This is a genomic window from Leisingera thetidis, assembly GCF_025857195.1.
Classification (GTDB): Bacteria; Pseudomonadota; Alphaproteobacteria; order Rhodobacterales; family Rhodobacteraceae; genus Leisingera; species Leisingera thetidis.
The window spans coordinates 2,594,232-2,620,425 of record NZ_CP109787.1 but is presented as its reverse complement, the minus strand read 5'-3'; the positions used below and the strand labels follow the sequence as shown (position 1 = coordinate 2,620,425).

Here is a 26,194-nt window from a genome sequence, read left to right as displayed (position 1 = left end):
GTATGCCTCATGCTGCACGGGCTTTCTTGCGTGCCCGCGTCTCATTTCTATCAAAAGAGTGTTAATGGCCTACGCCGCGAATTTGGCCTTATTATGTCGAATTGTGTCATAGATGTTCAACGAAGTTTTAACGAAATGGGCCTGCGGCCGGCTTTTCGGCCGGGTTTTTGCGGGCGGACCGGACAAGCGGAGCGGGGGATGGCTGTTTTCAAGGGTGAAACAAAGAGCGGCAGCCGGCAGCTTAAGGCGCAGATTCGCAACTGCCGGATCTGTGCCGAACGCTTTGCCGCCACCGCCACCGCGCATGCGCCGCGCCCGGTGGTGTGGTTCCGCCCCACGGCCCGGATCCTGATTGCCGGCCAGGCGCCGGGGGCGCGAGTGCATGAAAGCGGCCGGCCGTTTACCGACCCCTCGGGCGACCGGCTGCGCGCCTGGCTGGGGCTGACCGGGGCGGAGTTCTATGACAAGGACCGGGTGGCGGTGGTGCCGATGGCGTTCTGTTTCCCCGGCTACAGCGCCAAAAAGGCCGACCTGCCGCCGCCTGCCATCTGCGGCAGGACCTGGCACCATCTGGTGATGGCGCAGCTGCCGCAGGTCCGGCTCAAGCTGCTGGTCGGGGCCCATGCGCAGCGCTTTCACCTGGGGGTGAAGGGGCCGGTGACGGAGCTGGTGCGCGGCTGGCGGGATCATGCGCCGCAGGTCTTCCCCTTGCCGCATCCGTCCTGGCGTAATACCGCATGGCTGAAGAAAAACCCCTGGTTCGAGGCCGAGCTGCTGCCGGTGCTGCAGGCCCGGGTGAAGGAGCTGATGCAATGACAGATGAAACCCCGCTGGATCTGGCCCATGCCGCAATGGAGGCGGCCCCCGGCGACGACGCCGCACGGCTGCGGTTTTATGAGCGGCTGGCGGATGCCGAGCTGTTCCTGATGCTGGCAGAGGAAGCGGACGGGGACCGGATCTCGCCGGAGCTGTTCGAGACCCCCGAGGGCGCCTTTGTGCTGGTGTTCGACCGCGAGGAGCGGCTGGCGCAGTTCGCCGGCAAGGCGGTGCCCTATGCGGCGCTGTCGGGGCGGGTGGTGGTGCAGATGCTGGCCGGGCAGGAGATTGGTCTGGGGGTGAACCTGGAGGTGGCGCCCTCCGCAATTCTGATCCCGGCGGCGGCGGTTGGCTGGCTGCATCGGACGTTGGGCCATGGCCCGGACGAGGTGGAAACCGGAGTGGAGGCCTTCACCGCCCCGCAGGGCCTGCCGGAAGCGCTGCTGACGGCGCTGGACGCCAAGCTGGCCACGGCGGGCGGGCTGGCGGCGGCGGCCTACCTCGCCGGGGTGCGCTATGCCGGCGGCGGGCAGGGGCATCTCCTGGGCTTTGTCGGCGCCAAGGAAGCCGCGCAGCCGTCGCTGGCCAAGGCGGCAAGCGAGGCGCTGACGTTCTCCGGCATCGAGGCCGGCGCGATGGATGTCGGTTTCTTCGCGGAAGAGGACCCGGCGGCGGCCAGCCTGGCGCGGGTCGGATTGCGGTTCGACCTGCCGCAGCCGCCCGCTCCCGAGGCTTATAAGCCGGCCGTGCCGGGCAGCGATCCGGACAAGCCGCCGCGGCTGGTGTAGCGGAAGCGGTGATCAGGACGGGGGCGCTCCCGCCTGCTCCGGCACATTTTTCAAATGTGCCGGAGCAGGCGGGCGTGGCGCTGTGCTGGCGCACAGCGCAGGTCCCTGCTGAGACGCGCCTAAGGGCAGGTTTGCCCTTAAGGCGCCATCTCAAGGATTTGCCCTCCTTTTGCCGCGTCAAGGGTGAACCGCGCTGCCGCGCGGCTGCTTGCGCAGCCCTTGACCCGTCAAAAGGCGGGCGGTTTGTTTCTGACGGTGGCGCGCCGCGCGCCAGCGCGGCGCCGGGCCCAAGGCCGCATAAGGAAGCCCGGGCATGGCCCGGGCTTTCGCGGGCGCGGGAGGGCCTGGCTGGCGGTTACTCCGCTGCCGGTTCCAGCTTGTCCTGGGTGCGGGTCTCGAAGTCGCTGGCATCGTGGCGCTCGTGCAGCTGCATCTCCAAGTCGCCGAACGACCGGTTCACCATGCGGCCGCGCTGCACCGCCGGGCGGGCGTCGATCGCCTTGGCCCAGCGGACCACATTCCTGTAGCTTTGCGCGTCCAGGAATTCGGCGGCATCATAGAGGCGGCCCAGAACCAGCTGGCCGTACCAGGGCCAGATCGCGATATCGGCAATGGTATAGTCCTCGCCCGCGATATAGCTCCGCTCCGCCAGCTGCCGGTCCAGCACGTCGAGCTGGCGTTTGCTCTCCATCGCAAAGCGGTCGATCGGATACTGCCATTTCTCCGGCGCATAGGCATAGAAATGGCCGAACCCGCCGCCCAGGTAGGGCGCGCTGCCCATCTGCCAGAACAGCCAGTTCAGGGTCTCGGTGCGCGCGGTGCCGTGCTTGGGCAGAAACTCTCCGAACTTCTCGGCCAGATGCATCAGGATCGACGCGCTTTCGAACACCCGGACAGGTTCGCCGCCGCTGCGGTCCAGCAGCGCCGGGATCTTGGAGTTCGGATTGATCTCCACAAAGCCCGAGCCGAATTGATCGCCATCGCCGATGCGGATGATCCAGGCGTCATATTCGGCGCCCGCGTGGCCCTTGGCCAGCAGTTCCTCCAGCATCACCGTGACCTTCACCCCGTTCGGCGTCGCCAGCGAGTAAAGCTGCAGCGGGTGTTTGCCGGTCGGCAGCTCCTTGTCGTGGGTGGCGCCGGCCACGGGGCGGTTGGTGGAGGCAAACTCGCCGCCGTTCTCTTGCTCCCACTTCCAGACTTTCGGCGGGGTATAGGGGGTGTCGCTCATCTGTCGGGCCTTGCTCTGGTTGTTCCTGTTGGCGGTCAATCGCACGCGCTGCGGCAATCGGCCTTGGCAGAGATAAGAGGATATTTCGAAATTCCAATGACTGGAAGGTATGGGGGGAGGAAATTTTCATGGTGCTCACGAGGTCTCGTCTGTGCACACAGCCGCGTGAGCCCCCCTTCGCATTTTCAGCCAAGCCTATAATGTCTGACCCGAAGCCGGGACAGAAGGCCGGCCCCGGAAACAAACGATCACCGATGAAAGGGATGATTTCATGAAGCGTTTTGCATTTGCTGCTGCCGCAGCGCTGTCCTTTGCCCTGCCGGCCTTTGCGGGCGAGCAATATGTCGACGGCACCGGGTTTGCCGTGTCCGGCTATGATGTGGTGGCCTACCGCAGCCTGGACATGAACCCGGTCGGCGCGCCCCAGACCGCACCGGTGCGGGGCCATGCAGAGTTCACTGCCGGGTACAACGGCGCCACCTGGGCCTTTTCGACGGCAGAAAACCGCGACAAGTTTCTGGCAAACCCGGCTTTTTACGCACCGCAGTATGACGGCCACTGCGCCTATGGCGTGTCCAAGGGCGGCAAGGTGCCGGCCAACCCGAACCTGTGGCGCATCGTCGATGACAAGCTGTACCTGAACATCACAAAGAATGTCGTCGGCTTCTGGGAAGCGGACATTCCCGGCAACATCGCCCTGGCGGAGGGCAACTGGCCGGGCATCGAGCCGGAGGACGCCTCGGACAGCGTGATCCCGAACTTCACCTCCGAAGGCCCGGCGGCGAACTGATCCGCGGCGGAAGCCCGGCGTGGCCGGACCGCAAACCGGGCATGCCAAAAGAAAAACCCGCGCTGGATGGCGCGGGTTTGTTACATTGCTGATGCGGGCCGCTCAGCGGCGGCGGTCGCGGCGCGAGGACATCGGCTGGAACGCCACGCCCACATGCGCCTCGCAATAGGGCTTGCCCTGCTGCGAGGGCAGGCCGCAGAACCAGAAATCCTCGGTCGCCGGGTCGCCGACCGGCCATTTGCAGGTGCGCTCGGTCAGCTCCATCAGGCCCAGCTTCTTGGCCTTCTTCTCGATCTCGTTGACCTTGGCCAGCGCCTCGGGGCTGATTTCATTGGCCGAAGGCTGCGGCGGCAGCGGCTGGCCGGCCGGGATGATCTGGCGGCGTGCCGGGGTGGCGGGCTTGGCCTCGGCCGCTGCGGGCTGGGCCGCTGCGGGGCGGGCCGGCTCGGTCTTGGGCTGCGGCTTGGGCTTGGCTGCGGCCGCAGGTTTCGGCGCCGCGGCAGGGGCTGCTGCGGGCTTTTCCTTCGGCTCGGCCGCCTTGGTTGTGCCGCTGTTGCGGTTGGACAGGCCGAGGCGGTGCACCTTGCCGATCACAGCGTTGCGGGTCACGCCGCCCAGTTCCTTGGCGATCTGGCTGGCCGACTGGCCTTCGCCCCACATTTTCTTGAGCAGTTCGACGCGCTCGTCTGTCCAGGACATATGTTGCCTTTCCAAGCTAATAGCGGCCCCAGGGTTTCTGCGGCCGCCATCCTAATCCGTATGATCGCTCTATTTTAATCACTGCGGGCGGAGTTACAAGGCATCTTGCGCCCCATGCCGCAGCCGTTATGCAGGCAAAGCAGCGGAAAACGGGGGCAGCATGGCGGATCAGGGGTATCAGGTGGAATTGGGCGCGCGGCGGTTCGGGCGGGTGAACTGGCTGGGACTGCGGGCGCTGGCCTGGCGCGAGGTGAAGCGGTTCCTGGCGGTCTGGACCCAGACCCTGCTGGCGCCGCTGATGACGGCGGCGCTGTTCCTGATGATCTTCAACATCGCCATCGGCCCGCGGCGCGGCGATGTGATGGGGGTGCCGTTCCTGACATTTCTGGCGCCGGGCATCATGATGATGACGGTGATTCAGAACGCTTTTGCCAATACATCCTCCTCGATCGTGATTGCCAAGGTGCAGGGCAACATCGTTGACACATTGATGCCGCCCTTGTCGGGGCTGGAGATTCTGCTTGGCTATCTGGCGGGCGCCGTGGCCCGCGGCACGCTGGTGGCGCTGGGCATCGGGCTGGGGCTGATGGCGGTGCTGCAGATCGTGCCCGCGCATCCGCTGACGGCGCTGGTGTTCATCGTGCTGGGGGCGGCGTTTCTGGGCGGCCTGGGCATCGTCGCCGGGGTGTTTGCCGACAAGTTCGACCAGATGGCGGCGATCACCAATTTCATCGTCACGCCGCTCGCCTTCCTGTCCGGCACCTTCTATTCGGTCGAGGCGCTGCCGCCGGTTCTGAAAGCCATCTCGCATCTGAACCCGGTGTTCTACCTGATCGACGGGGTGCGATTCGGGGTGATCGGCACCTCGGACAGCCCGCCCTTGCTGGGACTGGCGGTCTGCAGCGGCGCCACCTGTGCGGTCTGCCTGCTGGCCTGGGCCATGCTGCGCACGGGCTACCGGCTGAAACCCTGAGGCTGAAACCCTGAGGCTGCTACTCGGCGGGCAGGGGATCTTCCACTGGCGCAGGCGCCGTCTTCCCTCGTCCCAGCCGCGGGTGCAGCTTGCCTGCCAGCAGGGCGGCATAGGCGGCAGCCGCGGCGCCGGCTGCAAAAATCCCGGCCAGCGGCGCCACCATCAGCACCAGCCAGGCGGCCCCCGGCGTCACAATGCCGGAGATGTCGCGGTAGCTGGAATAGACCGCCGACATCTCGGTGCGCTCGGAGGGTTTCACCGCCATCAGAAATGGCAGCCCGCCGCAGATGTCCAGCAGGATCAGCGCCGCCGACCCCGCCATCAGCAGACCCACCGAAACTGCGGGCCAGTCCTGCAGCGCCGCCGCAGCGCCGAAGCAGAGGGTGACAATCAGAAACCCCGTGCGCACGGCCTGCCGGATCGAATGCCGCTGCACCCAGCGCTGCAGCAGCGGCGCCGCGAACAGGCAGCCGTTGGTCACTGACAGCAGGATGCCGCCCAGTTCCTGCCCAAGCCCCTTTTCGATGGCAAAGATCGGCAGGTAGACCACATAGATCCACCAGCCGGCCGAACGGATCACCGCAAACAGCCAGCCGGTGACCAGCCGCGGCTGGTCCAGGAACCGCGGCAGGTATTTCAGCGGGCTCGAGGCGGGGCCGCGGGCGCGGGCAATCTGCTTGCCGTTGCCCATCCGCATCCACCAGAAGGCGGCCAGCATCACCAATGCGGCAGCGCCGGATATCAGGAACGGCGCGGGGGGCCAGACCTCCAGCAGCAGCACACCGGCCATCGGCCCTGCGGTCCAGCCAAGCGCCGAATAGAACATCCGCGAGGTCTCGCATTGCCCCAGTTCGGCCCGGGAGATGTAATCAAGCACATAGGCATTGAAACAGATGAAGGCGGTCACGGCCGCCACCGTGTTCAGTGCCAGCGCGGCCAGCACCGACGCCGGGCTGCCTTCGATGGCGAACCCCGCCGAGACGACGAACATCAGCGCCCCCAGCGAATAGGCCCAGCGGCGCGGCACCAGCCGGATCAGCGCGGGGATCATCAGCCCGGCCAGAAGCGACAGGATGCCGATCCCGAAATAGGAGGCCGAAACCATTCCGGCATCGCCCAGGGCGCGGTACATGGCCAGCGGAAAGACCGAGATCAAAGTGCCGCGCACCACGGCCTCCAGCCCGGCCAGGATGCCGAAATCCCGGACCGAAGGCACTGGCGCATGGCGCAGCCATTCGGGAATTCGCCTCTCGTGCATCTGCGTGCTCCTCTCCTGTCAACGGGCAGGGTGGCGCGCAGGAGAGGCGGAAAATGCCGGTTTTCGACGCCGGGGTCGCAGCTGGGCCTGCCGCGGGAAATAACTTTTCGAGAGGCCCGGCTAGGGATTGTTTGCGGCGGCGGCGGCGCGGCCCGCCGGGGGAACGGGCCGCCCCTCGCGCCAGGCGAGAATGGCAGCCCCCGCCAGGATGATGAAGGCGCCAAGAAAGGACACAGCGTCGGGCACGATGCCGAAACCCAGGAAGTCGTAAAGCGCGGCAAAGACCAGCGTGGCGTAGCTGAATGGCGCCACGAAAGACGCGTCAGCCCGCGCCATGCCGTTGATGAAACAGGCCTGGGCACAGGCCATCAGCAGCCCCAGCGCCGCCAAGGCGCCCCATTGGCCGGGGCTGGGCATCTGCCAGACCGGCAGTACCGCGCAGGTGGCGATGCCCAGGCCCAGCAGGTTGTTGACCCACAGCACCTGCAAGGGCGCCTCGCGGCCCGCCAGTTTCTTGATGAAGATCAGCTCCAGCCCCATCACCGCTGCCGCCCCCAGCGCCAGCATGGCGGCGGGCTGGAAACTGGCGGGCGCGGGCCGCAGCAGCACCATGGCGCCTGCCAGCGCAATGGCAGCAGCGCCCCAGCGCCAGGGGCCGACCCGCTCTCCCAGCAGCGGGACCGCCAGCAGCATGCCGAACACCGGGTTCAGAAAGGTGATCGCGGTGGCATCGGCCAGCGGGATGTAGGCCACCGAGGCAAACATCAGCGTGACCCCGGCCCAGCCAAAGGAGGTGCGGCCGATATGATACCCCCAATGCGGCCGGGTGAACCGCGGGCGCAGGGCGATCACCACTGCTGAAATCGCAAGGAAAGCAAAGACAAACCGCCCATGGCTGATCTGCATCGGGTGCAGCGGTGCGCCCAGCAGATCCGTTCCCAATGCCTTGGCCAGCAGCGTGGTGCCGGCAATGAAAGTTGTCGCGGCCAGGATCAGGGCAGCGGCCAGCGGCGGGTTCTGGGGCGTCGCGATGCTCATGTCCAAAGCGGTGCGGCATGCCGCCGCGGGATGCAAGAGGAAACGCTGCGCCGCCTGCCGTGCCGCGGCGGCGCAGAAGGGGCGCTGCCCCTCCCGGCCTTGCGGCCGATACACACCGGTGTATTTCGGGAAAGATGACACGAGGCGCCGGATGATCCGGCGGTTTGGCGGCCCTGCCTGCACAAAAGGGGTTTTCTTTCGCCCGATCCTCCACTATGGAACCTGCCCATGATCAAACGCGCAGACATCACCCTTCCGCGACGCCGACGCCGCCTGGCGTAACCGGCCCCTTGATCCGTTGTGCCGCAGCCCGGCACATCCCCCTTTCAAAAACCGTTGACCCGCCGTTGACCCTTGGCCTTTGCTGAGTCACAGCTTTGGCTTCACTCCATGAAAAGGATGATCCTGATGATCCCGTCCGTTCTGCCGACCTACAACCGTGCACCGCTTGAATTCGTCAAAGGCGAAGGCGCCTGGCTGACCACGGCGGACGGGCGCCGATTCCTGGATCTGGGCAGCGGCATTGCCGTGAACGCGCTGGGCCATGCCCATCCGGCGCTGGTCGAGGCGCTGACCACGCAGGCGCAGGCCTTGTGGCATGTCTCCAACCTCTACCAGATCCCGCAGCAGCAGGCGCTGGCGGACAAGCTGGTGGAGCACACCTTTGCCGACACCGTGTTCTTCACCAATTCGGGCACCGAGGCCTGCGAGCTGGCGGTGAAGATGGCGCGCAAGTACTTCTACGACAAGGGCCGGCCCGAGCGGGTGGAGATCATCACCTTCGACGGCTCCTTCCACGGCCGCTCCTCGGCGGGCATCGCCGCCGCGGGGTCGGAGAAGATGGTCAAGGGCTTCGGCCCGCTGCTGCCCGGCTTCGTGCATCTGACCTTCGGCGATCTGGACGGTGTCACCGATGCCATCAGTGAAAACACCGCCGCGATCCTGATCGAGCCGGTGCAGGGCGAGGGCGGCATCCGCCCGGTCCCGGATGCCGAGCTGAAGGCGCTGCGCGCGATTTGCGACGACCACGGCATTCTGCTGATCCTCGACGAGGTGCAATGCGGCGTCGGGCGAACCGGCAAGCTGTTTGCCCATGAATGGGCGGGCATCACCCCGGACATCATGATGGTGGCCAAGGGCATCGGCGGCGGCTTCCCGCTGGGCGCGGTGCTGGCCACCGAAGAGGCCGCCAGCGGCATGACCGCGGGCACCCACGGCTCCACCTACGGCGGCAACCCCTTGGGCTGCGCGGTCGGCTGCGCGGTGATGAACCATGTGGCGGACCCGGCGTTCCTGGCCGAGGTGAACCGCAAGGCGGGCTTGCTTCGGCAGCAGCTGGAAGGGCTGGTTGCCGGCCACCCGGAGGTCTTCGAGGAGGTGCGCGGCGCCGGCCTGATGCTGGGCCTCAAGTGCAAGACGGCGAATGCCGATGTGGTGAAAGCAGGCTATGACAACGAGCTGATCACCGTACCGGCCGCGGACAACGTGATCCGCCTGCTGCCGCCGCTGACGCTGACGGATGAAGACATCGCCGAAGCCGTCAGCCGCCTTGAAAAAACCGCCGCCCAGGTCGCAGCCGCCTGAGCTTCACCTTTGCAGAAATACTCCCGGGGGTCCGGGGGCAGGCAGCCCCCGGTCTTCGCCAGCCAGAAGCGATACTGACATGAACCATTTCCTCGACATCCACAAAACCGATCCGGCCGACCTGCGCAGGATCATTGATCAGGCCAAGGCGGCCAAACAAGCGCGCCTTGGCCGTCCCAAGGCGGCGCTGGACGATGAGCTGCCGCTGAAGGACCGGATGGTGGCGCTGATTTTCGAAAAGCCCTCGACCCGGACCCGCGTTTCCTTTGATGTCGGCGTGCGCCAGATGGGCGGCGAGACCATGGTGCTCAGCGGCAAGGACATGCAGCTGGGCCATGGCGAGACCATCGCCGACACCGCCCGGGTGCTGTCGCGCTATGTCGACATGATCATGATCCGCACCTTTGACGAAACCGTGCTGACCGAGATGGCGGAATACTCGGACGTGCCGGTGATCAACGGCCTCACCGACCGCACCCACCCCTGCCAGATCATGGCCGACGTGCAGACCTATGAGGAGCACCGCGGCCCGATCAAGGGCAAGAAGGTGGTATGGTGCGGCGATGGCAACAACGTCTGCGCGTCCTTCCTGCATGCGGCCGGCCAGTTCGGTTTCGACTTCACCTTCACCGGCCCGTCGCAGCTGGACCCGGAAGAGGAATTCGTCGGTCTGGCGCGCAAGGCCGGTTCGAAAATCGTGATCGAGCGCGATGCGGCGAAGGCGGTCGAGGGCGCCGATCTGGTGGTGGCCGACACCTGGGTGTCGATGCATGACAGCCAGTCCTCCAAGGAGCGCCGCCACAACATGCTGCGGCCCTACCAGGTGAATGACGCGCTGATGGCCCATGCCAAGCCGGATGCGCTGTTCATGCACTGCCTGCCGGCCCACCGCGAGGAGGAAGTGACGAGCGCGGTGATGGACGGGCCGCAGTCGGTGATCTTTGACGAGGCGGAAAACCGGCTGCATGCGCAAAAGGCCATCATGCGCTGGTGCCTGGGCGGCTGAGCGCAGCCGCCTGCGCTGGGCGGGAGGCTCCCGCCTGCCGCGGTCCATTCAATGGAATGACCCTTGCCAGTTGGGCGTGGCGCCGGGCCTTTGGCCCGGCGCAATGCGTCTGGCAAGACCGTTCGTTTTGACCGCGGCGGAACGGGGGATTGCGCTGGCTTATGCCGTTCAGCTCTGCAATCCTCGCGCCTGCAGTCAAGCGCGAGGGATTTTTCATGCACCGCAGCACAGCTTTGCTGATTGTCGACATGCAGCAGGAGATGGCACATGTGACCGCCTCCGGCCGCCAGCGGGCCAATCCGCAGGCCGAGCAAAAGGTGGCGGAACTGGCTGCAGGCTTCCGCGCAGCCGGCCTGCCGGTAGTGCATGTGATGCACGACGACCCGCGCCCCGAAAGCAGGTTCCGCCGCGATCTGCCCAGCGGTCAGCCGATGGAATGCGCCATGCCGGCGGACGGCGAGGCGGTGTTCTGGAAAGCCGGCTCCTCCGGGTTTGTCGGCACCGGGCTGGAACAGTATCTGCGCAAGGCCGGCATCTCCCGGCTGGTGATCGCGGGCGGGGTTGCGGCCTTCTGCGTGAACTCGACGGCCCGTTCCGCAGCCAATCTGGGATTTGAGATCCAGGTTGCGGAGGACGCGCTGATCGCCTTTTCCCTGCCGGCGCGAAAGGGCGGCGAGCTGGACGCCGGGCAGGTGCTGGAGGTGACGCTGTCGGCGCTGCATGCAGGCTTTGGCACGGTGCTGCCCGCGTCGGAGGTTCTTGCGCAGCTGCCGGCAGCTGCGCCCGCCTGAGCCGCAAAGATGGCGCAAGGGCCCGTGCCTGCGGGTCCTTGAACCGGGGCGGGTTTGCCGCCCGCCTTCCAGTGCCGCAGCAGAGGAGGCCCCGGCATGGCAGAGACATCATCGAAACCGGTTGCGCTGATCGTTGGGGCCGGGGCGGGCCTGTCCGCCTCCTTTGCCCGGGCGCTGTCGCGCGACGGCTATGCGCTGCACCTTGCGGCGCGCAGCACCGGCAAGCTGGAGGCGCTGGCGGCTGAGACCGGGGCAGAGCTGCATCCGCTCGACGGCACCGATGCGGAGGGGATCCGGCGGCTGGTGGAAGGGGTGCAGGGCGATCTGCGGGTCGCCTGCTACAACCCCTCGGCCCGGGTGCGCGGGGCGCTTGCGGAGCTGGACCCTGATGCCGTGCGCAAGGCCGTGGAGGTCACCGCCTATGGCGCCTTTCTGCTGGGGCAGGCGGCGGCGCGGCGGATGCTGGCGCAGCAGCCCGCGGACGGGCGGCTGGGCACCATCCTGTTCACCGGCGCCTCGGCCGGGGTGAAGGGGTTTGCCCGGTCCGCTCCTTTTGCGATGGGCAAGTTCGCGCAGCGCGGCCTGGCGCAGGCGATGGCGCGGGAGCTGCACCCCAAGGGCATCCATGTCGCCTGGGTCAATATCGACGGCGGCATCCGCAATGCCGCCCGCCCCGAACGGGTTGAGGCCGCGGACAATCCGGACAGCATGCTCGACCCGGATGCGATTGCGCGGGAATACATGCATCTGATCGGCCAGCACCGTTCCGCCTGGAGCGACGAGCTGGTGCTGCGGCCCTGGGTGGAGCGGTTCTGACGCAGGGAACCGCCCCGCTGGGAGAGGCTTCTACGGAATAAATACAGGGTTGAGAAACACGGTGCGTGTCTGCCCGGGCGGACAGGCGCGTGCCCGCCGCTGGCGCGGCGGGCGGGGGTGCTTGGTGAAGCGTGGTCAGCCGGAGAGGCCTGGGTCTCAGCCGACGAAGGTGTTGAGCAGCAGGTAGATCACCGCCGACAGCAGTGCCGCGGCAGGCACGGTGATCACCCAGGCGGCCACGATGGTCATGAAGTGGCTGCGGCGCACCAGCTTGCGGCGGCGGCGTTCCTCCGGCGCGATGCGCTTTTCCGGCGGGCGGCCTTCGGCGGTTTTCTTCAGGCGGCGCTCCATGTGCCATTCGCGGAAAAAACCGACGCCGAACACCGCACCCACCGCAATATGGGTGGAGGAGACCGGCAGGCCCAGCCAGCTGGCCACGATCACGGTGATGGCGGCCGACAGCGACACGCAGTAGGCGCGCATCGGATTGAGCTTGGTGATCTGGCTGCCGACCATGCGGATCAGCTTGGGGCCGAACAGGAACAGGCCGAAGGAAATCCCGAAGGCGCCGATCACCATCACCCAGGTCGGGATTGCCACTTTGGTGGCGAAATCGCCGAACTCGGTCGCATGCACGATGGCGGCCAGCGGGCCGACCGCATTGGCCACGTCATTGGCGCCATGGGCAAAGGACAGCAGCGCGGCCGAGATCACCAGCGGCAGGCCGAACAGCGCCTTCAGCGACTTGTTGCGGTTCTCCATGCCCTCGGACTGGCGCTTGATCAGCGGCGCGGTGATCACATAGGACAGCGCGCCGGTGCCGGCGCCGATCAGCAGTGCGGTCTCGAGGTCGATCTTGACGATCCGCTTCAAACCCTTCAGCGCCAGATAGGCGGCAAAGGCGCCGGCCATGATCCCCACCAGCACCGGCACCCAGCGGCGGGCGGCGGCGATCTTGTCCTCCTGGTAGATGATCTTGGCCTTGATGAAGGCCAGGAAAAGCGCGGCGATGACCCCGCCCAGCACCGGAGAGATCACCCAGCTGGCGGCGATCTTGCCCATGGTGGGCCAGTTCACCGCGGCGGTTCCCGCGGCGGCCACGCCGGCGCCCAGCACGCCGCCGACCACCGAATGGGTGGTGGAGACCGGCGCGCCGACCCAGGTGGCCAGGTTCACCCACAGCGCCGAGGAGATCAGCGCCGCCATCATCGCCCAGATGAAGATACTGCTGCTGCTGACTGCAGCCGGGTCGATGATGCCCTTGGAAATGGTCGAGACCACATCGCCGCCCGCCAGCAGCGCGCCGGCGCTTTCGGCAATGGCGGCGATCACGATGGCGCCGCCCATGGTCAGGGCATTGGCGCCCACCGCCGGCCCCATGTTGTTGGCAACGTCATTGGCGCCGATGTTGATCGCCATATAGGCGCCGAAGGCGGCGGCGGCGACCACCACCATGCTCATCGCCGAGCCGCCGAAGAACACGCCGGCGCCGAGGCCTGCCAGCACGATGAAGGCCAGCGCGATGCCGGGCGCCACCAGCGGGCGGGAGGCATAGGCCGTGGCCAGCTCGAGCTGGGAGATCCGGTTCAGATCCTTATCCAGCGTGTTCCATTGAGTGCGCGGATCTGCATCGCTCATCGTGGCATTCCTGATTCCGAGGTCTGCGCACGCGCCTAACGCTGGTCCGGCCACGGATCAAGCATCTGACATGAAAATGTCACATAACTTTTACAATCGGCGCAGAACGGCCTGCAATTCCGGCTCATCCACCAAGCGTGCAGCCTGATCCGGTTTCATCCACTGGCGGGTGCGCTCGGCGGATTCCGGATAGTCATCCTCCAGCTGTTCCACTTCGGCCTCGAAGATCAGCGTGGTCACCGGCTCTTCGGTGCCGTTGTCGTGGCGCTTGGTGAAATGATAGTCGCCAATCGGCTGCGGCGAGATGCGGGCCGATTTGACGCCGGCTTCCTCCCAGGCTTCCTGCAGCGCGGATTCCGGGCCGTCCTTGCCCTCGACCGGCCAGCCCTTGGGCAGGATCCAGCGCCCGGTGCCGCGGCTGGTGATCATCAGCACCTCCTTGCCCTCCGCGCCGGTGCGGCAGCACAGGGCGGCAACCTGCACGCGGGCAGGCCGCTGCAGCATTGGCTTGATGATCTCGTTCCAGGCGCGGGTCAGGGGGCTTGTCATTGGTGCTCAGCCTTATTGTTGGGGAAGATCCCGTGTTTTGTGTGCATTTGTGGGAATCTACGCCCGATTGCCCGGGGGTGCAAGGCGATGCGAAACGCAGGCAGGCAGGCGAAGGCCGTGCTCCCGCCCGCTGGCGGCGCATCGCAGATGCGCCGCCAGCCGTTGGGCCGGGCAGCGCGCCTATTTGCGCCGTTTCGCCCTGAGGGTCGGGTCTTCCTGCGTCGGGTCCTCGGGCCAGGGGTGCCTGGGGTACTGGGCGCGCATGTCCTTGCGCACATCGGCATAGGAGCCGGCCCAGAAGCCGGGCAGGTCGCGGGTGATCTGGATCGGCCGCTGGGCCGGCGACAGCAGGGTGATCTTCAGCGGCACCCCGCCCGCGGCCGGATGCCGGGTGACGCCGAACATTTCCTGCAGGCGGACGGAGATTTCCGGCGCCGCGCCGGCGTAGTCGATCGGGATCCGCCGCCCCAGCGGCGTGCGGAAACTGCCCGGCGCTTCGCGGTCCAGAAGCTGCGTCTGCTCCCAGCTGAGCGCGGCCTGCAGCGCCGGCAGCAGATCGAAGCGTTTCCAGTCCTCGGCCGATTTTACCCCGTCCAGCATCGGCAGCAGCCAGTCTTCCAGCCGGTCCGTCAGTCCGGGCAGGGAGAAATCGGGCAGATCAAAGCCCTCGGCGCGCACCAGTTCCACCCGCGCCGCCAGCCGCGCCGCAGCGCCTGTGAGGCGCAGGCCCAGATCGCGCACCCCGTCCAGCATCGCCCGCGCCACCGCGTCCGGCGGCGCCTCCTTCCAGATCCGGTCGTCCAGCACCACGGCGCCGAACCGCTCCTGCTGGCGCGCGGCCACCCTCCGGTCGCGCCTGGACCAATCGCAGGTGTCCTCCCAGGCGATCTGGTCCGCAAACAGCTCCCGGATTTCCGCCAGCGAAATCTGTGCCGCCATGCGGATCCTGGCCTCGCGCGGGTTGCCGTCGGTGTCGAGCGCCACGATGAGCGGCGCCCCCGCCAGTGTGTCGCTTGCGTCGAGCACCGCGCCCTTGCCGCCGGACAGAACAAACCGGGGGGTGTCCCCCTTGCGCCGCTGGCCGATGCGGTCGGGATAGGCGAGTGCGGCCATTGCTGCCGCAGACAATCCGGCGTCGCGGCGGCCTGCCTGCCTCTGCAGCCGCCGCGCTTCCGCTTTGATCCGCTCCGCCACCGGGCGGTTCAGCTGGTAGGGGTGGGCGCGTTCAAACCCCTTGGGATCCTTCAGCGCCTTCAGCCGCAAAGACAGATCCGCAGGCGCGCCGCGCAGCGGATCGCGCTCCCCCAGAAGCGCCGCCAAAGGCGCCGCCGCAGGCCCGGCCTGCAGCAGCATATGGCCAAGACGCGGATGCAGCGGCAGGGCCGCCAGCGCCTTGCCATGTTTGGTGATCCGCCCCTGCGCATCGAGCGCGCCCAGCATGGCAAGCAGCGCCTGCGCCTCTGCCAGTGCGCCTGCGGGCGGCGGCGTCAGGAACGACAGATCCTCCGGCGCAGCCCCCCACAGCGCCAGTTCCAGCGCCAGCGCAGTGAGGTCGGCGCTTTCGATCCCGGCCGGCGGAAACGCCATCAGCGCGCCTTCCTCGCCCCTGGTCCACAGCCGGTAGCAGATGCCCGCCGCCACCCGTCCCGCGCGGCCCTGGCGCTGGGCCGCCTCGGCGCGGGTGACCTTCTCCGTCACCAGCCGCGACATGCCGGAGCCGGGATCGAACCGGGCACGGCGCGCGGACCCCATGTCGACCACCACCCGGATGTCCTGGATCGTCAGCGAGGTTTCGGCGATGGAAGTCGCCAGCACCACCTTGCGGCCCTGAGCCTCGGGCTGGATCGCGGCGCGCTGCTCGGCAAAGGGCAAGGCGCCGAACAGCGGCCGGACATGGCAGTGGCCGGGCAGGCGTTTTTCCAGCACGCCGGCGGCGCGGCGGATCTCGCCCTCGCCGGGCAGGAAGACCAGGATGCCGCCGCCCTGATCCCTGTCTGCGCTGCGGGTGTCCTTCTCCGCCTGCACCACCAGATCGGCCAGCGCATCCAGACGGCGGGCCTGGGCGGGCAGGGGGCGGTCCAGCCAGCGGGTCTCGACCGGATAGCTGCGCCCCTCGGAGGTCACCATCGGCGCGTCCATCAGCTGCGCTACCGGCCCGGCGTCCAGGGTTGCCGACATTGCCAGCAGGATCAGGTCTTCGCGCAGCGCGCCCGCCACCTCGAGGCACAGGGCAAGGCCGAGGTCGGCGTTCAGGGAGCGTTCGTGGAATTCGTCAAAGATTACCGCGCTGACGCCGGGCAGGTCCGGGTCCGACTGCAGCATCCGGGTCAGGATGCCTTCGGTCACAACCTCGATCCGGGTCGATTGCGACACCTTGGCATCGCCGCGCACCCGGTAGCCGACGGTTTCCCCGGCCCGCTCGCCCAGCGTCTCCGCCATCCGCTCGGCGGCGGCGCGGGTGGCCAGACGGCGCGGCTCCAGCATTACGATGCGCCCCTTGGCCAGCCCCGCCTCGAGCATTGCCAGCGGCACCCGCGTGGTCTTGCCCGCGCCGGGCGGCGCCTGCAGCACGGCACGGCCCCGCGTCCGCAGGGCGTCCAGGAGTTCGGGGAGGGCGTCTTCGATCGGCAATCTGGTCATGCCCGCCTTATCGCCAATGCCGACGGTCAGGTCCAGCAGCCTTGGGACGCCGCGCGATACGCAAACCGCATCAGACGCGGCGGTTTTGCCGCCTTTTCTGCGGCGGCGTCTGATGTAGTCTGCGCCGCGCAGCGGGCCGCAGCCGGCCGCCTCTGGACAATCAGGGCGGGCTTGCGCCAAGGTCCCGCCAATCACGACAGGAAGACACGCATGGATACCGAACAGCTGAAGCAGAAAATCCTGGATGGCGACCGCCGGGCGCTGGCCCGCGCCATCACCCTGGTGGAAAGCGGCCGCGAGGATCACCGCGCCCGGGCGCAGGAGCTGCTGTCGGATCTGGCCGCGCACAAGCGCCAGTCGCTGCGCATCGGCCTGTCGGGCACGCCGGGGGTGGGCAAATCCACCTTCATCGAAAGTTTCGGCATGATGCTGACGGGCCTTGGCCTGCGGGTGGCGGTGCTGGCGGTGGATCCCAGCTCGGCCCGCTCCGGCGGCTCCATTCTGGGCGACAAGACCCGGATGGAGCGCCTCAGCCGCGACAGGAACGCATTCATCCGCCCGTCCCCCAGCCAGAGCCACCTGGGCGGCGTCGCCCGCCGCTCGCGCGAGGCGGTGGCCCTGTGCGAGGCGGCCGGGTTCGACGTGGTGCTGATCGAGACCGTCGGGGTGGGGCAGTCGGAAACCGTGGTGGCGGAAATGTCGGACCTGTTCCTGCTGCTGCTGGCGCCCGCCGGCGGCGATGAGCTGCAGGGGGTGAAGCGCGGCATCATGGAAATGGCCGACCTCATTCTGGTCAACAAGGCGGATGGCGATCTGAAGCCGGTGGCCACCCGCACCTGCGCCGACTACTCCGGCGCCCTGCGGCTCTTGCGCAAGCGGCCGCAGGACCCCGAGGGCTACCCCAAGGCGATGATGGTCTCCGCGGTTGAGGAACACGGGCTGGAGCAGGCCTGGGAGGAGATGCAGGCGCTGACCGCCTGGCGCCGGCAGAACGGCCATTGGGACCGCCGCCGCGCCGATCAATCCTGCTACTGGTTCGATCAGGAAGTGCGCCAGGCCTTGCTGGCGCGGCTGCACACCGCCGCCGCGCAGGCCGCCATGGCGGAACTGTCCGGCCAGGTGGCGGAGGGGGCCTTGACCCCGGCGGCGGCGGCGGAACGGATGCTGCGGGACCATCTGAAAGGCTGACATATGCGGGAGATCCGGGTTTTTGACGGCGAAGAGCTGCGCGCCTCGCTGTTCCACCCGCAGGCCAAGCGCCTGTTTGTGACCTTCCGCCAGCGGGTTGCCGTGGCCGGAGAGTTCGAAGACCGCGGCCCGGTGAAGAACATGACGCAGCACGGCTATGCCCATCTGCATATCCAGTGCCGCAACAACGACTGGTATGTGAACAGCGAAACCAAGGCGCTGTCCCGCAGCCTGCGGGCGCTGGCCAGCGGTTATGACGACGTTGCGGCCATGGGGTTTTCGATGGGCGGCTACGGGGCGCTGCGGTTTTCCGCCGACCTGAACCTGAGCCGTCTGATCGCGGTCTCCCCGCAATATACAATTGCCCAGGGCGTGGTGCCGCATGACCGGCGGCGGCGGGAAGCCGCGGCATTCGATGCCGGCTTGGGCGATCTGGTGCGGTATGGCCGCCACGGCGTGCAGGGGGTGGTGCTGTTCGACCCGTTCCGCAAGATGGATCTGAACCACGCGCTGTACATCCAGGCGGTGTTCCCGGACCTGCAGCTGTGCCGGCTGTCCTGCGGCGGGCACCCGGCCAGCCAGGTGATCCGCGACGGCGGCAGTTTCTGGGACCTGCAGTCGATGCTGCGGTCCGGGCCGCTGGCGGCGGCGCGGGTTCTGGCGCTGCACCGGCAGCGGCGCAGGCTGTCGCAGACCTACTGGCGCCGTCTGGCGCGCGCTGCCCGGCAGCGGGGACGGATGGCGCTTGGCGCCGCCGCGGACGCCCGGCTCGAGGCGCTTGCAGCGGCGCAGGCCGCGGGGCTGAGCGGCGGGCAAGAAAGCTGAGTTGAATCACTTGACGCTGTTGCTGGTTGATCGTATGAGCAGCGGACCAGTTTTCGGGCGCAGCCAATGGCCGCGCCCCTTGTGATATGGCCCGGATCCGATCCGGACCTCCAGAAACGAAGGATGATGATATGTCGCGCCGTTGCGAACTGACCGGAAAAGGCCCGATGACTGGCAACAATGTCAGCCATGCGAAAAACAGAACCCGCCGCCGGTTTCTGCCGAACCTGAATGATGTGACCCTGCAGTCCGAGACCCTGGGCCGCGGCGTCAAGCTGAAGATCTCCGCAGCTGCCCTGCGCTCGGTTGATCACCGTGGCGGCCTGGACGCCTTCCTGGCCAAAGCCAAGGACGAAGAGCTGTCGGCCAACGCGCTGAAAGTGAAGAAAGAGATCGCCAAGGCGCAGACCGCCCAGGCCTGATCCCTTCACCGGATTACAATTTGCGGGCACCGCGCATGAGCACTCATGCGCGGTGTTTGCGTTTGCGCAATCTGCCGCGGCGATGGCCCTTGCGGCGGCGGCGGGGCAGAGGCATATCTGGCAGCGATGAAACAGCCTGCGCGCACATATCTCGGCCTGCTCATGGCCCTTGCCATCGCCCTGACGGCCCATAGCGCCGCGGCGCTGCAGGGCCGCCGGGATATCGCGGGGCAGATGGTGATCTGCACCGGCAGCGGAGCGGTCACGGTCTATGCGGACAGCGAAGGCCGGCCGGTGAAGCCGCCGCATGTCTGTCCCGATTGCGTCCTCCACCTGCTGGACGCGGTGGTGCCGCAGACCGGGCTGCCGACGCTGGAGCGGCTGGCGGCGCGCAGGGTGTCCGCACCCGAAGCGGCCGCAAGCGGCTGCTATGCCAGGCTGCGGGCAAGCGCCCGGGCGCCGCCGGCCGCCGCGCCGCAGGCATAGCTAAACCCTTCAGTATTCAAACGCTTACATATGAGGAGACAGGAAATGTCCCTGAAATCCCTATTCCTTGCTGCCGCCGCAGCGGCCGCCCTGGCCGGATCCGCCTTTGCCGACGGCGCCCATAAGATCATCGTGCATGAGCCTTACGCGCGGGTGTCTTCCCCCGCAGCCAAGGCCGGCGCCGCCTTCATGGAGATTGTCAATCAGACCCATGAGGATGACCGGCTGATCGGCGTCCGCTCGGAGGCCGCGGCCAAGGTGCAGCTGCATACCCACAAGGAAGGCGATGACGGCGTCATGCAGATGATGCATGTCGAAGAGGGCTTTGCCATTGAGGAAGGCGGCACCCGCATGCTGCAGCGCGGCGGCGATCATGTGATGCTGATGGGGCTGACGCGGTCCCTGAGCCATGGCGACGTGGTGAAGCTGACGCTGGTGTTTGAAAAGGCCGGCGAGATGGACATCGAAGTGCCGGTCGACCTGGAGCGCAAGGCTGACGGCCACGGCGGCCACGCGGACTGACCGCAGGAAGGGCAGGGCGGGCGCGGCGTCAGGCTGCGCTGCAGCCCTCCCTCGCGCCCAAAGCCCGCCGCCTGGCGGGCTTTCTGCCGTCCGGCCGCAGCCGGGCAGCTCCGCCGCGCTGCCGGCCTGATGCAGCCCGCCCGCGGCCCGGATGGCGGCCGCCGCTTCGCCGGGCGGACCGCATCAGGCGGAAACGCCGGCCCCTGGCCCGGACGGCACTCCGCCCGGCGCTCTTTCCCTGGGCTCCGGAACATCCTATCACTGGCTCCGACCGAAGGAGCCGCGCACCGATGCCTGTCCGTATTCTGTTTGTCTGCCTGGGAAACATCTGCCGCTCGCCGGCCGCCGAAGGCGTGTTCCGCGCGCTGTGTCCGGAGGCGGAGACCGACAGTGCCGGCACCGCGTCCTATCATGCCGGCGAGCCGCCTTACGGGCCGATGCAGGCGGCGGCGCGGGCGCGGGGGCTGGATATCTCGGATCTGCGCGCGCGGCAGTTCCGGCGCGGCGATTTCGAGGCTTTCGACCTGATCATTGCGATGGATGACAGCAACCTGGAAAACATCGAGGCACTGCGCCCGGCGGGCTGCGGGACCCCGGTGCGCCTGTTCACCGGCTACGCGCCGGACAGCGGCGCCGACCATGTGCCGGACCCCTATTACACCCGCGACTTCGACGGCTGCCTGGACCTGATCGAACAGGCCGCAAAGGGGCTCAAGGCTGCGCTGTAGTCATTCGCCGATCACCCGGAAGCCGCCCGCCAGGAACGGCAGCTGCTGCACCGCGGGATCGATCATCTGGGTCTGCACCAGGCGGCGGACGGTCTCGGCCACATCCCGCGGCACCCGGTCGGCCCAATCGGCGGCGGTGAACAAGGAGATCGTTCGCGACATCTCGCCAAAGGGCAGCGGGAAAGCGTCGATCTGGCCGTGGAACCGCCCGGCCCGCATGTAGCCCAGCGGCGTGGTGATGGCCCAGCCGATCCGGCGCCCGACCATCGCCATCAGCGCCAGATGCGAGCCGACTTCGAACCGGTTCTCGAACTCCAGTTTCTGGCGGGCCAGCAGCCCTTCGACCTGCTGCGAGATCAGCTGCTCGCGGGCATAGCGCAGGAAAGGCAGGCCCTGCAGCTGCTCCGCCGCCTGCGCCGCATCGGACACCGTGCCCTTGGGCGCCACCAGGATGAAGGGATCGCGCACCAGCGGGTATTCCACCAGCCCTTCGTGCAGTTCACCGGTGGTGGCGGCGACGGCGATATGCAGCTCGCGCGCCTCCATCGCCCGCACGATGTCATGGCTGGAGGCGGTGATCATCTTGAACCGGCACTGGGTCAGGCTGTCGGCCAGGATGGTGGCCAGCCGCGGCGTCAGGTCGTTGTCGAAATCGTCGATCAGCCCGATCGACAGCGCCTGCAGGTGGGTGAGGTCCATCACCGTCAGCTCGCTTTGCGCCAGCCGCAGCTCCCCCAGAACCGCCTCGGTGCGGGCCAGGAAGCTGCGCCCGGCAGCCGTCAGCACCATCGGGCGGCGGCCGTGGTCGATCAGCTCGCTGTCCAGCGCCTTTTCCAGGTTGCGCATCTGCTGGCTGACCGCGGGCTGGCTCAGGCCGGTCATTTCGGCTGCCTGCGCCACCGACCCGGTTTTGGCCAAAGCCTCGAACACTTCCAGCCCGCGCAGGGTAACGCCTTTGATCAACATGCAATTGCTCCAATGCCTTGCGCCGTTTCTTCCGCGTTGCGCCGGCCCGGTCAAGGGGGCCAATGCGGCAGCCCTGCACCCTTGCGAAAATGCCGCAGCGCAGATGCATCAAACCAAAAAAGGCGCCCTGGCAGGGCGCCCTTGCTCCGTTTCGGGGACCGGCGGAACCGGCAGAGGGGCGTCAGCCGCAGCTGCGCGCCGCGTGATCGCCAAAGGCCTTGTAGCGCTGCCACAGCCGTTCGTCATTGCGGCTGCTGGACTGGCGCACCACCTGCGCCTGATGCGGGTCGGCAAACCATTTCGACACGGTCTTGCGCTCGGCCCGTGTCAGGCTGCGGTCGGCCACTTTCTGGATGCAGCTGCACAGCCCCGGCGAGGCGGCGGTGCGGTCCGACTGGCGGCAGGCGCGCTCGATAGCGCCGGCCTCGGCGCCCGCGGGTGCCATTGCTGCAAGAAATCCTGCGCAAAGCGCGGTGGTCAGGAAACGTTTCATCTGCTTGTGCCCCGTTTTTGGCAAGCGGGTCTGCTGCCCGCGGAATTGGCGGCAGTATGGCAAAAGCCACAGCGCGTTTCAATCTTGGTAAACGGGGTATTCGTGGCGCTGGAGCGCCGCTGAGTGCGGCCCTCCAGCCCTGGCCGCACTCAGGTCTGGTTCGGCCCGCGCATCGCGCGGATCGCCTGGCGCACGGCTTTCCAGTCTGCCGCCTCGGTGTCTTTGCCGGCCTCTTCGCATTCACGCATCTTCTGCGCGGCCTCAAGCTCGGCTTTGTCGCCATGCGCACTGTAAAGTGCGCGGGCATATTCGGTCGCTTTGATTGCATCCATGCGGGTCGTCCTCCTTTGCTGTGGTCATCACCCGTCAGCGGGGCGCGCGTCTCGCGGAATGGGGCGAGTATAGCGCATTTCGCGGCGGCGCGCAGGGGGCGGGGAGAATTTGAGATGTTTGTGCTGTGCGGTGCGGGCCGGCGGCGTCCGCGGGCAAGGTGAAGCACCGCCGCAGCCGGCCTCATTGGCCGGCGGCGTGGAGCGTGACCTGGGGCTGCCGCTCTTGAACCGCGTCCCGGCGGGCTATCGGGAAGAGGCGCAAACCATGACGAAAAACTTCGGCCCCGCCGGGCAGGTGCTGCCCCGGCCGAATTCTACCTGTCCATCAATGCACGCCAGAGCTTGACCAAACCCCGAATCCAAATCATATGCCTGAGCATGACTGACCTCGCTCACATCCGCAATTTCTCCATCGTCGCCCATATCGACCATGGCAAATCCACCCTCGCTGACCGGCTCATCCAGGAGACCGGAACGGTGAAGGACCGCGATATGAAGGAACAGCTGCTCGACGCCATGGACATCGAGCGCGAGCGCGGGATCACCATCAAGGCCAACACCGTCCGCATCGACTACAAGGCGCAGGACGGCGACACCTATGTGCTGAACCTGATCGATACCCCCGGCCACGTCGATTTCGCCTATGAGGTCTCCCGCTCGATGCGCGCGGTCGAAGGCTCGCTCTTGGTGGTCGATTCGACCCAAGGGGTCGAGGCGCAGACGCTGGCCAACGTCTATCAGGCGATCGAGGCGGACCACGAGATCGTGCCGGTGCTGAACAAGATCGACCTGCCGGCCTCCGACTGCGACCGGGTGGCGGAGCAGATCGAGGACGTGATCGGCATCGACGCCTCGGGCGCCATCCAGGTTTCGGCCAAGACCGGCCAGGGCATCCGCGAAACGCTGGAAAGCATCGTCCAGCACCTGCCCGCGCCCAAGGGCACCCGCGACGCGCCGCTCAAGGCGATGCTGGTGGACTCATGGTACGACAGCTACCTCGGCGTGATCGTGCTGGTGCGCATCATGGACGGGGTGCTGAAAAAGGGCATGCGGGTGAAGTTCATGTCGAACGGCACCCTGCACCACGTCGACCGCATCGGCGTGTTCCGCCCCGCCATGCAGGTGGTGGATGAGCTGGGGCCGGGCGAGATCGGCTTCCTCACCGCCTCGATCAAGCAGGTGCGTGACACCCGCGTCGGCGACACCATCACCAACGACCGGGGCGGCGTCGAAGTGGCGCTGCCGGGCTTCAAGCCGGCCCAGCCGGTGGTGTTCTGCGGGCTGTTCCCGGTCGACAGCGCCGAGTTCGAGGACCTGCGCGACGCCATCGACAAGCTGGCGCTGAACGACGCGTCCTTCTCGTTTGAAATGGAAACCTCCGCCGCCCTCGGCTTCGGCTTCCGCTGCGGCTTCCTCGGCCTGCTGCACCTCGAGGTGATCCGCGACCGGATCGAGCGCGAATACAGCATCGAGCTGATCACCACGGCGCCAAGCGTGATCTACCACGTCTTCATGAAGGACGGCGAGAAGATCGACCTGCACAACCCCGCCGACATGCCCGACATGTCCAAGGTCGACCATATCGAGGAGCCGCGGATCAAGGCGACCATCCTGGTGCCGGACGAATACCTCGGCGACGTGCTGAAACTGTGCCAGGACCGCCGCGGCATCCAGGAGGATCTCTCCTATGCCGGCTCGCGTGCCATGGTGGTCTATGACCTGCCGCTGAACGAGGTGGTGTTCGATTTCTACGACCGGCTGAAATCGGTGACCAAGGGCTATGCCTCCTTCGACTACCACCTGACCGGCTACCGCGAGGACAATCTGGTCAAGATGTCGGTGCTGGTCAACGACGAGCCGGTGGACGCGCTGTCGATGATGGTGCACCGCGACCGCGCCGAGATGCGCGGCCGGGCGATGTGCGAAAAGCTGAAAGAGCTGATCCCGCGCCACATGTTCAAGATCCCGATCCAGGCCGCCATCGGCGGCAAGGTGATCGCCCGCGAGACCCTGTCTGCGCTGCGCAAGGACGTGACCGCCAAATGCTATGGCGGCGACGCGACGCGAAAGCGCAAGCTCTTGGACAAGCAGAAGGCGGGCAAGAAGAAGATGCGCCAGTTCGGCAAGGTCGACATCCCGCAGGAAGCGTTTATTTCAGCCCTTAAAATGGACAGCTGAAGCTGTCCATTTTGGGGGACGGCGGGCGAAAGCGGTTGGCGCAGCCAATTGCGTGCCCGCACCCCGGCGTTCTGCGGCTGAGGTGCCCTTGCGTCCTGCAGCAAAAGGAGCAACCCGGCGCGAGCAGGGCAAACGACCCGAAACGCTAGTACTTGCAGGGCGGAGTTGCGGTTGTGCAATTGAACCCTGGGATCTTGATAATCTTGATGTCGCAACAAGTATCGCTGGACCGCCTGCCTTGCAGCCAGCCTCTGAGATTGGCGGTTTCGATGAGACGGTCTATTTCCTGCTTGGCAAAGAGCAAGCGGATGGTTTCCTCAGTGAAGTTATCGCTGGAATCGATCCAAGTGGATATATCCCTGCAGGCCGTTTCAGCCGCTGCCATGACCGGATCGGAGGATTGCTTCGCGGTCGGGTAGCGTGCCGTGAGTTCGGCAACAACACCGGGCGTAGATCCCGTCCCGATAGGCACCAAGCCGGAGGCGATCGAATTGCAGACGTTCTCAACGCTGATATCTTTGCGGAGGATCTTGAGCGAGGCTTCGGAATTCGGGCCGCCGGAGCTGCTGTCCGTCTCCGTTTTTTGAACAGGCTTCTTAACGATTATATTCGTGCTTTGTGTTTTCGCGTCATAGGCGGTTGTGACCGTCACAGAAACTTTGACTGTTTTGTTGCGGCCCTCGAATTTGTCCGGAGCCTCCCACTCTACTGTCTGCTCATCCTCGTCCAGCAGTTTCCCGCTGCTCGCCTCCCACCTGAATTCAACGTCGTCCGGGAGTTTGCTCCCAATGACGCGGAATTGCAGATGGCCTCCAGGTTGAACGGCGGATTCAGAAACTTGGATGTCTATCGGTCCGAGAACCGGCTTTAGGCGATCCGTCAGATTGGCTCCTACAAACACGGCATAACTGACCCCGGCTACTATGAGGGAAACTGTTGAGAGGTTTTGGAGCCAGTAAAACAGACTCTTGCCGGACACAGGTTCGTCCCGCAGGGCGCAATTCACGAAGTGGTTTGCAAGCGCGTTCATAAGGAGGCTCAAGATCAGCGCGATGGCTCCAGCAACCAACGTGACCCAAACCCATGCGGTAAGTTCGAACGGTTCCGTCAAAAAGCTTGGGGTTGCAACAAGCAAAGCAAAAATACCAGCTGCCGCAATTACGTAGTCCCTAGAACGTTTACTGGTCTGTTCGTAAGTTTTGACGGGAATATCATCTTCGTGTGACATGTTATAAACCTCCGCGCACGCAGTTGTTATTCGCGCCGAACCGAATGGATGAAGCTGTGGAAGTACCTAATTACGATACCAGAATTTGGCGCACGGGTCTATTCTGCTTCAACCGCGCCGCTTTCAGCCGTGAGGCAAGTTGAAAGGCTCCAATAAGCCAAATGGCAACGGCGTTTAGTGCCAAAACCATGCGCCTTTCTCCGCCGGTT

26 protein-coding genes are annotated in these 26,194 nt (G+C 66.5%); 15 read left to right on the top strand and 11 right to left on the bottom strand.

The genetic code is table 11. From position 1 onward, the window contains the following. Nucleotides 1–198 precede the first annotated feature (198 nt). Nucleotides 199–816: a uracil-DNA glycosylase family protein gene (locus tag OKQ63_RS12550; protein WP_264210415.1), complete on the top strand. Its 618-nt coding sequence runs from the start codon at nt 199–201 to the stop codon at nt 814–816. After that, entirely contained in the window at nt 813–1,604 is a 792-nt protein-coding gene (locus OKQ63_RS12545) for an SseB family protein (RefSeq protein ID WP_264210414.1), read from the top strand. Before OKQ63_RS12550 ends, OKQ63_RS12545 begins: the two co-directional genes overlap by 4 nt. Nucleotides 1,605–1,959: 355 nt before the next feature. Here the strand turns inward: OKQ63_RS12545 and yghU are convergent, their stop codons facing one another. Further along, a complete protein-coding gene (gene yghU, locus OKQ63_RS12540) occupies nt 1,960–2,835 on the bottom strand; it encodes a glutathione-dependent disulfide-bond oxidoreductase (RefSeq protein ID WP_264210413.1) in 876 nt (291 codons plus the stop codon). 271 nt (nt 2,836–3,106) lie between these two features. Here yghU and OKQ63_RS12535 point away from each other — a divergent pair, with 271 nt between their 5' ends. Then, nucleotides 3,107–3,625: a YHS domain-containing (seleno)protein gene (locus OKQ63_RS12535; protein WP_264210412.1), complete on the top strand. Its 519-nt coding sequence runs from the start codon at nt 3,107–3,109 to the stop codon at nt 3,623–3,625. A 102-nt stretch (nt 3,626–3,727) separates the two neighbouring features. Here OKQ63_RS12535 and OKQ63_RS12530 read toward each other — a convergent pair whose 3' ends face one another. Then, nucleotides 3,728–4,324 carry a GcrA family cell cycle regulator gene (locus OKQ63_RS12530; protein ID WP_264210411.1) on the bottom strand — a complete coding sequence of 199 codons (597 nt, stop codon included), beginning with the start codon at nt 4,322–4,324 and terminating at the stop codon, nt 3,728–3,730. 160 nt (nt 4,325–4,484) lie between these two features. On the opposite strand from OKQ63_RS12530, the gene OKQ63_RS12525 reads away from it, so the two are divergent. After that, entirely contained in the window at nt 4,485–5,297 is an 813-nt protein-coding gene (locus OKQ63_RS12525) for an ABC transporter permease (protein WP_264210410.1), read from the top strand. Between the two features lie 19 nt (nt 5,298–5,316). Here OKQ63_RS12525 and OKQ63_RS12520 read toward each other — a convergent pair whose 3' ends face one another. Next, the gene (locus OKQ63_RS12520; protein WP_264210409.1) at nt 5,317–6,555 is read right to left on the bottom strand and encodes an MFS transporter; all 1,239 of its coding nucleotides are present in this window, start codon (nt 6,553–6,555) and stop codon (nt 5,317–5,319) included. 120 nt (nt 6,556–6,675) lie between these two features. Next, on the bottom strand, nt 6,676–7,593 hold the full coding sequence (locus tag OKQ63_RS12515) for a DMT family transporter (protein ID WP_264210408.1): 918 nt from the start codon (nt 7,591–7,593) through the stop codon (nt 6,676–6,678). 408 nt (nt 7,594–8,001) lie between these two features. On the opposite strand from OKQ63_RS12515, the gene OKQ63_RS12510 reads away from it, so the two are divergent. The 4 genes from OKQ63_RS12510 to OKQ63_RS12495 all read left to right on the top strand — a co-directional run bounded on the left by OKQ63_RS12510 (nt 8,002) and on the right by OKQ63_RS12495 (nt 11,790). Beyond that, on the top strand, nt 8,002–9,177 hold the full coding sequence (locus OKQ63_RS12510) for an aspartate aminotransferase family protein (protein ID WP_264210407.1): 1,176 nt from the start codon (nt 8,002–8,004) through the stop codon (nt 9,175–9,177). Nucleotides 9,178–9,256: 79 nt separating this feature from the next. Beyond that, nucleotides 9,257–10,183 (top strand): ornithine carbamoyltransferase, encoded by a 927-nt coding sequence (argF, locus tag OKQ63_RS12505; RefSeq protein ID WP_264210406.1) that lies wholly within the window; start codon nt 9,257–9,259, stop codon nt 10,181–10,183. Between the two features lie 215 nt (nt 10,184–10,398). Next, a complete protein-coding gene (locus OKQ63_RS12500) occupies nt 10,399–10,974 on the top strand; it encodes an isochorismatase family protein (RefSeq protein WP_264210405.1) in 576 nt (191 codons plus the stop codon). A 96-nt stretch (nt 10,975–11,070) separates the two neighbouring features. After that, complete coding sequence (locus OKQ63_RS12495) at nt 11,071–11,790, top strand: SDR family NAD(P)-dependent oxidoreductase (RefSeq protein WP_264210404.1); 720 nt, start codon at nt 11,071–11,073, stop codon at nt 11,788–11,790. A gap of 156 nt (nt 11,791–11,946) precedes the next feature. Here the strand turns inward: OKQ63_RS12495 and OKQ63_RS12490 are convergent, their stop codons facing one another. From OKQ63_RS12490 to hrpB, 3 genes are all read right to left on the bottom strand, one after another. Then, nucleotides 11,947–13,428 (bottom strand): inorganic phosphate transporter, encoded by a 1,482-nt coding sequence (locus OKQ63_RS12490; RefSeq protein WP_264210403.1) that lies wholly within the window; start codon nt 13,426–13,428, stop codon nt 11,947–11,949. A 90-nt stretch (nt 13,429–13,518) separates the two neighbouring features. Continuing rightward, nucleotides 13,519–13,977 carry an NUDIX hydrolase gene (locus tag OKQ63_RS12485; RefSeq protein ID WP_264210402.1) on the bottom strand — a complete coding sequence of 153 codons (459 nt, stop codon included), beginning with the start codon at nt 13,975–13,977 and terminating at the stop codon, nt 13,519–13,521. Between the two features lie 180 nt (nt 13,978–14,157). Further along, the gene (gene hrpB, locus OKQ63_RS12480) at nt 14,158–16,617 is read right to left on the bottom strand and encodes an ATP-dependent helicase HrpB (protein WP_264210401.1); all 2,460 of its coding nucleotides are present in this window, start codon (nt 16,615–16,617) and stop codon (nt 14,158–14,160) included. Nucleotides 16,618–16,827: 210 nt separating this feature from the next. On the opposite strand from hrpB, the gene meaB reads away from it, so the two are divergent. The 6 genes from meaB (at nt 16,828) to OKQ63_RS12450 (ending at nt 20,788) form a co-directional block, all read left to right on the top strand. After that, on the top strand, nt 16,828–17,805 hold the full coding sequence (meaB, locus tag OKQ63_RS12475; RefSeq protein ID WP_264210400.1) for a methylmalonyl Co-A mutase-associated GTPase MeaB: 978 nt from the start codon (nt 16,828–16,830) through the stop codon (nt 17,803–17,805). 3 nt (nt 17,806–17,808) lie between these two features. Further along, on the top strand, nt 17,809–18,630 hold the full coding sequence (locus OKQ63_RS12470) for an alpha/beta hydrolase (RefSeq protein WP_264210399.1): 822 nt from the start codon (nt 17,809–17,811) through the stop codon (nt 18,628–18,630). A gap of 131 nt (nt 18,631–18,761) precedes the next feature. Continuing rightward, nucleotides 18,762–19,052, top strand: coding sequence for a 50S ribosomal protein L28 (rpmB, locus tag OKQ63_RS12465; RefSeq protein ID WP_264210398.1), 291 nt, complete (start codon nt 18,762–18,764; stop codon nt 19,050–19,052). 126 nt (nt 19,053–19,178) lie between these two features. Next, the gene (locus tag OKQ63_RS12460) at nt 19,179–19,538 is read left to right on the top strand and encodes a hypothetical protein (protein WP_264210397.1); all 360 of its coding nucleotides are present in this window, start codon (nt 19,179–19,181) and stop codon (nt 19,536–19,538) included. Between the two features lie 45 nt (nt 19,539–19,583). After that, nucleotides 19,584–20,060, top strand: coding sequence for a copper chaperone PCu(A)C (locus tag OKQ63_RS12455; protein ID WP_264210396.1), 477 nt, complete (start codon nt 19,584–19,586; stop codon nt 20,058–20,060). A gap of 290 nt (nt 20,061–20,350) precedes the next feature. After that, a complete protein-coding gene (locus tag OKQ63_RS12450; protein WP_264210395.1) occupies nt 20,351–20,788 on the top strand; it encodes a low molecular weight protein-tyrosine-phosphatase in 438 nt (145 codons plus the stop codon). Here OKQ63_RS12450 and OKQ63_RS12445 read toward each other — a convergent pair whose 3' ends face one another. The 3 genes from OKQ63_RS12445 to OKQ63_RS12435 form a co-directional block, all read right to left on the bottom strand. Further along, nucleotides 20,789–21,754 (bottom strand): LysR family transcriptional regulator, encoded by a 966-nt coding sequence (locus OKQ63_RS12445; protein ID WP_264210394.1) that lies wholly within the window; start codon nt 21,752–21,754, stop codon nt 20,789–20,791. Between the two features lie 181 nt (nt 21,755–21,935). Further along, on the bottom strand, nt 21,936–22,247 hold the full coding sequence (locus tag OKQ63_RS12440; protein WP_264210393.1) for a hypothetical protein: 312 nt from the start codon (nt 22,245–22,247) through the stop codon (nt 21,936–21,938). Between the two features lie 149 nt (nt 22,248–22,396). Next, nucleotides 22,397–22,579, bottom strand: a complete 183-nt coding sequence (locus OKQ63_RS12435) for a hypothetical protein (protein WP_264210392.1) — start codon at nt 22,577–22,579, stop codon at nt 22,397–22,399. 378 nt (nt 22,580–22,957) lie between these two features. Between OKQ63_RS12435 and lepA the strand changes: the two genes are divergently transcribed. Then, on the top strand, nt 22,958–24,757 hold the full coding sequence (gene lepA / locus OKQ63_RS12430; protein WP_264210391.1) for a translation elongation factor 4: 1,800 nt from the start codon (nt 22,958–22,960) through the stop codon (nt 24,755–24,757). A gap of 145 nt (nt 24,758–24,902) precedes the next feature. Here the strand turns inward: lepA and OKQ63_RS12425 are convergent, their stop codons facing one another. After that, on the bottom strand, nt 24,903–25,985 hold the full coding sequence (locus OKQ63_RS12425; protein WP_264210390.1) for a hypothetical protein: 1,083 nt from the start codon (nt 25,983–25,985) through the stop codon (nt 24,903–24,905). Nucleotides 25,986–26,194: the final 209 nt, after the last annotated feature.

Bases quoted from the DNA above. Each gene is read 5' to 3' on its own strand.
- OKQ63_RS12550 (WP_264210415.1), top strand. From the start codon at position 199: ATGGCTGTTTTCAAGGGTGAAACAAAGAGCGGCAGCCGGCAGCTTAAG.
- OKQ63_RS12545 (WP_264210414.1), top strand. From the start codon at position 813: ATGACAGATGAAACCCCGCTGGATCTGGCCCATGCCGCAATGGAGGCG.
- yghU (WP_264210413.1), bottom strand. From the start codon at position 2,835: ATGAGCGACACCCCCTATACCCCGCCGAAAGTCTGGAAGTGGGAGCAA.
- OKQ63_RS12535 (WP_264210412.1), top strand. From the start codon at position 3,107: ATGAAGCGTTTTGCATTTGCTGCTGCCGCAGCGCTGTCCTTTGCCCTG.
- OKQ63_RS12530 (WP_264210411.1), bottom strand. From the start codon at position 4,324: ATGTCCTGGACAGACGAGCGCGTCGAACTGCTCAAGAAAATGTGGGGC.
- OKQ63_RS12525 (WP_264210410.1), top strand. From the start codon at position 4,485: ATGGCGGATCAGGGGTATCAGGTGGAATTGGGCGCGCGGCGGTTCGGG.
- OKQ63_RS12520 (WP_264210409.1), bottom strand. From the start codon at position 6,555: ATGCACGAGAGGCGAATTCCCGAATGGCTGCGCCATGCGCCAGTGCCT.
- OKQ63_RS12515 (WP_264210408.1), bottom strand. From the start codon at position 7,593: ATGAGCATCGCGACGCCCCAGAACCCGCCGCTGGCCGCTGCCCTGATC.
- OKQ63_RS12510 (WP_264210407.1), top strand. From the start codon at position 8,002: ATGATCCCGTCCGTTCTGCCGACCTACAACCGTGCACCGCTTGAATTC.
- argF (WP_264210406.1), top strand. From the start codon at position 9,257: ATGAACCATTTCCTCGACATCCACAAAACCGATCCGGCCGACCTGCGC.
- OKQ63_RS12500 (WP_264210405.1), top strand. From the start codon at position 10,399: ATGCACCGCAGCACAGCTTTGCTGATTGTCGACATGCAGCAGGAGATG.
- OKQ63_RS12495 (WP_264210404.1), top strand. From the start codon at position 11,071: ATGGCAGAGACATCATCGAAACCGGTTGCGCTGATCGTTGGGGCCGGG.
- OKQ63_RS12490 (WP_264210403.1), bottom strand. From the start codon at position 13,428: ATGAGCGATGCAGATCCGCGCACTCAATGGAACACGCTGGATAAGGAT.
- OKQ63_RS12485 (WP_264210402.1), bottom strand. From the start codon at position 13,977: ATGACAAGCCCCCTGACCCGCGCCTGGAACGAGATCATCAAGCCAATG.
- hrpB (WP_264210401.1), bottom strand. From the start codon at position 16,617: ATGACCAGATTGCCGATCGAAGACGCCCTCCCCGAACTCCTGGACGCC.
- meaB (WP_264210400.1), top strand. From the start codon at position 16,828: ATGGATACCGAACAGCTGAAGCAGAAAATCCTGGATGGCGACCGCCGG.
- OKQ63_RS12470 (WP_264210399.1), top strand. From the start codon at position 17,809: ATGCGGGAGATCCGGGTTTTTGACGGCGAAGAGCTGCGCGCCTCGCTG.
- rpmB (WP_264210398.1), top strand. From the start codon at position 18,762: ATGTCGCGCCGTTGCGAACTGACCGGAAAAGGCCCGATGACTGGCAAC.
- OKQ63_RS12460 (WP_264210397.1), top strand. From the start codon at position 19,179: ATGAAACAGCCTGCGCGCACATATCTCGGCCTGCTCATGGCCCTTGCC.
- OKQ63_RS12455 (WP_264210396.1), top strand. From the start codon at position 19,584: ATGTCCCTGAAATCCCTATTCCTTGCTGCCGCCGCAGCGGCCGCCCTG.
- OKQ63_RS12450 (WP_264210395.1), top strand. From the start codon at position 20,351: ATGCCTGTCCGTATTCTGTTTGTCTGCCTGGGAAACATCTGCCGCTCG.
- OKQ63_RS12445 (WP_264210394.1), bottom strand. From the start codon at position 21,754: ATGTTGATCAAAGGCGTTACCCTGCGCGGGCTGGAAGTGTTCGAGGCT.
- OKQ63_RS12440 (WP_264210393.1), bottom strand. From the start codon at position 22,247: ATGAAACGTTTCCTGACCACCGCGCTTTGCGCAGGATTTCTTGCAGCA.
- OKQ63_RS12435 (WP_264210392.1), bottom strand. From the start codon at position 22,579: ATGGATGCAATCAAAGCGACCGAATATGCCCGCGCACTTTACAGTGCG.
- lepA (WP_264210391.1), top strand. From the start codon at position 22,958: ATGACTGACCTCGCTCACATCCGCAATTTCTCCATCGTCGCCCATATC.
- OKQ63_RS12425 (WP_264210390.1), bottom strand. From the start codon at position 25,985: ATGTCACACGAAGATGATATTCCCGTCAAAACTTACGAACAGACCAGT.